This is a genomic window from Sulfuricurvum sp. (assembly GCF_023250475.1).
Classification (GTDB): domain Bacteria; phylum Campylobacterota; class Campylobacteria; order Campylobacterales; family Sulfurimonadaceae; genus Sulfuricurvum.
Genome location: NZ_JAHFAQ010000129.1, coordinates 1 through 6,079, shown reverse-complemented (window position 1 = coordinate 6,079; position 6,079 = coordinate 1). Strand labels below are relative to the sequence as shown.

The window sequence follows — 6,079 nt, the reverse complement described above, 5'->3', positions numbered from 1 at the left end:
GATACAAGAACAAGTTGCATCGGCAATGAAAAATAAAGGTGTAACATACAGTGAAATAGGTGAAAGCCAAAAAGCCATAGACGTTTATGACGAGCTTATTAATAGATATGCAAATTCGACTATTGATAATGTTCAAGTTCAAGTCGCATCGGCAATGAAAAATAAAGGTGTAACATACGGTGAAATAGGTGAAAGCCTAAAAGAAATAGACGTTTATACTGAATTAATTGACAGGTTTCAAGATTCGAAAAGCAATAAGATTCAAACTGATGTGGCAAATATAAAAAACTATATGGATAATCTAATAAAAAATCTTAAATAAATATTTTGGTGCTAAAAATAAAAGCTATTTTCGTAACATTTTACCTTCTAAGCGTTCCCTGATACCCTCTTTGTTATAATCACGAAAATTTTATAAAGCGGATCTAATGAAATTTATTGAAACACGCGGAAACGACGGAATCCATCCACAACAGGTGACTTTTTCAGAGGCGATTATGAGTCCTATCGCATCGTTTGGCGGTTTGTATGTTCCCAGTGAACTTCCGACTTTAGGCGAGCCGTTTCTTACGAAACATCTGAATTCGTCATATAAAGAGCTTGCCAAAGATTTATTGACAACGCTTGCAATCGATATTGACGGATCGGTGATTGATGAAGCACTATCGCTTTATGATAAATTTGACGATCCGACCAATCCTGTGCCGGTTGTCAAAGTTCGTGATGATCTCTATGTCAGCGAACTTTATCACGGACCTACCCGTGCATTTAAAGATATGGCATTGCAGCCGTTCGGCGTTGTCCTCTCTTCGATTGCCCAAAAACGGGGTGAAGAGTATTTGATTCTGGCGGCAACGAGCGGCGATACGGGACCTGCGGCGCTGGAGACGTTTAAAAACCGAGCGAATGTCCGCGTAGCGTGTCTCTATCCTGATGGTGGAACCTCGGACGTTCAGCGTCTTCAGATGGTGACCGAAGATGCGGCTAATCTCAAAGTCATCGGGATCAAAGGGGATTTCGACGATGCCCAAAGTGCATTGAAAAAGCTTTTGGGATCGCAAACTTTTAAAGATGCTTTGAAGGCGAAAAATATCTCTCTCTCCGCGGCAAATTCAGTGAACTTCGGACGGATTATTTTTCAGATCATTTACCATATCCACAGTTATCTTGAGTTGGTTCGTCAAAACGTCATTACGTTAGGTGAAAAAGTATACCTCGATGTTCCGAGCGGAAATTTTGGAAATGCCCTTGGCGGATATTACGCGTATAAAATGGGACTTCCGGTTGAGAAGATTATAATCGCATCCAATGAGAATAATGTTTTGACCCGTCTGATTAATACGGGTCGTTACGATTTGCGGGGTGAACATGTTGTCGCGACAACCTCTCCGGCAATGGATATTTTGATCTCCAGCAATGTTGAACGCATTTTATTCGATCTTTTCGGAAATGAGCGTACGAAAGAACTGATGGCGGGATTGGAAGCGGAACGTTTTTATGCGTTGAATGATAATGAAACCATGAAACTTCAGACTCTTTTTGCTGCCGATTACTGTAACGGAGCGGAAGGGAAAGGGTATATCAAAGAGGCTTATGACCATGGCTATTTGATGGATCCGCATACGGCTACCTGTTTCAAAGCGTATGACTGCTGTGCTACGAAGCCGCTTAAAACAATCGTCTATTCAACCGCAGAGTGGACGAAATTTTCTCCGACGATTGCGAACGCTCTTACGGGAGAAAAAGATGCGAATGATATTGATGCGCTCGAATCGATCAGTAAAACGGCTTCAACACCGATTCCTCCGATGATCAAAGGGCTATTTTCCAAGCCGATCACGCAATCTATCGTTATCGAAAAAGAGAATATCGAAGCTGAGATTTTAAAATTTCTCTAACCCCTAAGGGTTAGCCTTTTTTTATTTCTTTCGCTAACATCCCCGTCTCCATCAGTTTGATCTCTTCATCACCCCAAATCAAAATCTTTTTCGATGTTTTTAGATCCGGCGGATTTTTGGATGGGTAGAGAACACTCGACAAGATGTGTTTGATACAGTTGACGCGAGCTTTCTTCTTGTTGTCGGAACGGATAATGATCCACGGTGCGGTTCCGGTGTGGGATGCCCGGAGCATAGAGAGTTTTGCCCCTGTATATTTGTCCCACATCTCTTGTGATTTGGCATCTACGGGAGAGAGTTTGAACTGTTTTAGTGGATCGGTTTTTCGCTCTTTAAATCGGCGTGCCTGCTCTGATTTTGAGACAGAAAAATAGAATTTAAAGAGGATGATCCCGGAGTTGACGAGCATTCGTTCAAACTCACTGACATGATTTAAAAATTCTTGGTGCTCTTCGGGGGTACAAAACCCCATAACCGGCTCAACCCCGCCGCGATTGTACCAGCTTCGATCGAACAAAACGATCTCTCCGGCACTGGGAAGGTGCTCCGCATAGCGTTGAAAGTACCATTGGGTTTTTTCGACGTCGGAGGGCTTGTCGAGGGCAACGACACGTGCACCGCGCGGATTGAGGTGCTCGGTGATCCGTTTGATCGTCCCCCCTTTTCCTGCGGCATCACGCCCTTCAAAAATCATTAGGATTTTGAGCCCTTCGTCTTTGACATGGTTTTGAAGTTTGAGGAGTTCGATTTGGAGATCTTTTAGCTCTTTTTCATACTCTAAAACCGATTTTTTAACCCATATCGGGAGTCTCTCTTCCGCTTTGCTTTTTGTTCGTCGTTCTTCGTCGTTCTCTTCTTTCGTTTTGCGTCGGTCATCATGAACAATATCCTCAATCGCTTGAGCTTCTGCGATTTCTGTTTTTGCCATTGCTCTTGTTGCACCCATCTATAGCTCCTAATTTTCTTTATTATAACGTTGAAGTGATTAATTCATCAAGCTTGTCTGCATCCTTTGTGGAGGCAAAGCACGAATTTTCTCCGCAAATCGTAAACTCTTGGAGTGTTTCATCATTTTTGAGAAGGAGGAAAGGATAGCGCATTGCCGTGGTGATCGCTAAGAGGTTTTGCGAGTTGCTTTTGATGATTCGGCGCCCTTTGAGGTGGGCGATCACTTCCGCGGTGAGGGTGGGATAGTAGATCGGTGTTTTCATTAGATTGAGAGAGACATATTCGAGGCTTTTAAATCCGAAATGGCTGTATTTAGGATCGATCAAGCCCCCCAGATTCAATAAAACATTGATCATAACGCCCAATGCGCTCGGATAGGTTCCATCATCCATTTCCGCCACAGTCGTGAACGCTCCGCGGCTGAAATACCATTTTCCCTCTTCGTAAAAGAGTTCCAGCGCTTTGTTGGCAAAACGTTGAGCATCGACGAGATAACTCTCATTCAGCGTTGACTGATACGCGTCAATCAAAGCGCTGCAAAGATAGGCGTAATCTTCCAAGAAGGCCTCGATTTTGGGCGTTTTATGGATAAGGGCGGAGTGTTTGAGACGTTCGTCCAAAAACATGGTGCTTTTGAGTTTTTCCAACGAACGGACAGCCTGAATGGTATAGGCGGTGTCCACTTTTCCGAGCATAAAGAGGGCTTTAATCATCATCGCATTCCATGCCGTAATCACTTTTCGGTCGATAAAAGGGTAGGTGCGCGTTTGACGCAGTGTGCGCAGCTGTTCTTTAAACGGTTCAAACCATTCGGGTCGCTCAAGCGAGGAGAGGCGAATGATGCAATCTCCTTCGAAATTCCCCTCTGCCGAAGCTCCGATTACTGAGGCGGCTTGGGTGAAATCTTCGATACCGCACTTTTTGAGAGATTGAACGATTTCGTCATAGGTATAGACAAAATATTTCCCCTCTTCACCCTCACTGTCGGCATCGCTTGCACTGTAAAAAAGATCATCTTCCATCATAAAATTGAGCATAAAATCGGCACTCTCACGGGCAATACGGATATAGTTTCCGTTTTGATAAAGGATTCCCGCTTGAGCGAAAAGAGAGCAGAGGAGTGCGTTATCGTAGGTCATTTTTTCAAAATGGGGAACCAGCCAAGCAGCGTCGGTACTGTAGCGGCAAAAGCCGCCGTCAACCAAATCGTACACTCCTCCCAGCGCAATAGAATCGAGAGTATGCGTCAGCATATTTTTTATCTGGTTATCGGGTTTAAGCCGTTCAAGACTCATAAGAGTTTGGAGTGTCGAAACTTGGGGGAATTTCGGAGATTTTGAAAAGCCTCCGTTGATTTCATCATAGTTATGGTGTGCTTGGAGGATGAATTGGGTAATGATTTTCTCATTCAGTACACTCGCCTGAACGCTCTCATTTTTCGGCCGCATAAACGCGGTGATTTCGTCGGCGTTTTGAAACAGTTTTTCATCATTTTGTCCCACTTTTTCGGCAATGATAGCCGTCAACTCGCTAAAGCCCATCATCCGTTCCCGATTATAGGGGGGAATATAGGTGGCGGCGTAGAAAGGTTTGTTTTCGGGAGTACAGAATATGGAGAGAGGCCATCCTCCGCTTCGGCGGTTGAGGAGATTATGGAGTTCTTGGTAATGTTTGTCGATATCGGGGCGCTCTTCACGATCCACTTTGATACAGATAAAGTGCTGATTGACAAATTGGGCAATTTCGGTGTTTTCAAATACCTCATGCTCCATAACGTGGCACCAATGGCAGCTGCTGTAACCGATGGAGATAAAGATCGCTTTATGCTCGTTGTGAGCCCTTTCAAATGCTTCATCACACCACGGGTACCAATCAACAGGATTCTCTTTGTGCTGTTGAAGATAAGGGGAATCTTCATGTGCGAGATGGTTGGACATAAGAACCTCCGTATAAAATTGGGGTAGTGTAGCATTTCAGGCTATAGGTAACCTGAAAAATATTAACAATGTTTCTCTATGGGTTTTGTATCAATAAAATGCGGTAAAATAGGAGAGAAATTTATACGAGGTTTTTTTATGCATTGGCTATTGTTTTTACTCATTTCTTTGAATGTCTGGGGCGTCGGATTTTTACAACCGGAAGAGGCCTTTAAACCCTCTGCCAAAATGGTAGATTCCAAAACCCTCGGTGTAGAGATAACGATGGGGGATCAAATCCATATTTACGCCGATAAGCTAAAAGTGGAAGATGCGGATAAAAATGACGGGATCGATTTTCAAACACTCACGATGGCGGATTCGACGGAACTGGATGGGGAGAAGGTGTATGAGTCTTCACCCGCCGTTCGTATCGTTTTGGTGAAAACCAAAGAACTGAGCGGTGAAAAGAAGATAAAAGTGAAACTCTCTTATCAGGGGTGTTCATCGGCCGGATTGTGCTATGAGCCGATAGAGACAACTTTGGAAGTGAGTGTTAATACCGATAAAATTCCGATGCCGCAGCCTGCGGGCCCTTCGATTATCAAAGCCCCGGCAACAAATGTTCCGGTTTTGAACGTCATTGAAAAAAATGTTACAGTCGCACCGGTAGAGAAAAAATCGGAAACCGATCAAATCGCCGGCGTTATCAAAGGGGGAAGTCTTTGGTTTATTATCCTCAGCTTCTTCGGATTCGGTCTTTTGTTGGCGTTGACGCCGTGCGTATTTCCGATGATCCCGATTATCTCTTCGGTCATTATGGCGCAAGGAGCCGGTTTGGGAACGAAGCGGGCATTTTGGCTCTCCGTCGTCTATGTCCTCTCCATGGCGGTTGCCTATACGATTGCAGGAATTTTGGCAGGATTGTTCGGAGCCAACCTTCAGGCGGCATTTCAAACGCCGTGGATTATTACCCTCTTTGCCCTGATCTTTGTACTATTGGCGATGTCGATGTTTGATCTGTTTGAACTTCAAATTCCCAATGCGAATCAATCTCGTATTACTCAGATCAGCGGATCGCGAAGCGGCATCGTCGGTATTGCTATTATGGGATTTTTATCGGCTTTGATTGTCGGACCGTGTGTCGCCGCACCGTTGGCAGGGGCACTGATTTACATCGGGCAGACGGGCGATGCTTTGTTGGGAGGAGTTGCTCTCTTCTCCCTCAGTATCGGTATGGGCTTGCCTCTGATTGCTATCGGAACGAGTGCCGGGAAATTTATGCCGAAACCCGGTGTATGGATGGATAATATCAAA

General features: G+C 44.5%; 5 protein-coding genes. 3 read left to right on the top strand and 2 right to left on the bottom strand.

The window, feature by feature from the left end; translation table 11 throughout:
* Both Q0C19_RS10415 and thrC read left to right on the top strand, forming a co-directional pair.
* The coding region (locus Q0C19_RS10415; RefSeq protein WP_295055750.1) for a tetratricopeptide repeat protein at window positions 1-322 on the top strand (322 nt) is incomplete at its 5' end.
* A gap of 106 nt (window positions 323-428) precedes the next feature.
* Complete coding sequence (thrC, locus tag Q0C19_RS10410) at window positions 429-1,898, top strand: threonine synthase (RefSeq protein WP_295055748.1); 1,470 nt, start codon at window positions 429-431, stop codon at window positions 1,896-1,898.
* A 10-nt stretch (window positions 1,899-1,908) separates the two neighbouring features.
* Here the strand turns inward: thrC and ppk2 are convergent, their stop codons facing one another.
* Window positions 1,909-2,844 carry a polyphosphate kinase 2 gene (gene ppk2, locus Q0C19_RS10405; protein WP_295055746.1) on the bottom strand — a complete coding sequence of 312 codons (936 nt, stop codon included), beginning with the start codon at window positions 2,842-2,844 and terminating at the stop codon, window positions 1,909-1,911.
* A 22-nt stretch (window positions 2,845-2,866) separates the two neighbouring features.
* Window positions 2,867-4,783 (bottom strand): thioredoxin domain-containing protein, encoded by a 1,917-nt coding sequence (locus tag Q0C19_RS10400; protein ID WP_295055744.1) that lies wholly within the window; start codon window positions 4,781-4,783, stop codon window positions 2,867-2,869.
* 138 nt (window positions 4,784-4,921) lie between these two features.
* On the opposite strand from Q0C19_RS10400, the gene Q0C19_RS10395 reads away from it, so the two are divergent.
* Window positions 4,922-6,079 (top strand): protein-disulfide reductase DsbD domain-containing protein (locus Q0C19_RS10395; protein ID WP_295055742.1); only part of this gene is annotated, 1,158 nt, incomplete at its 3' end.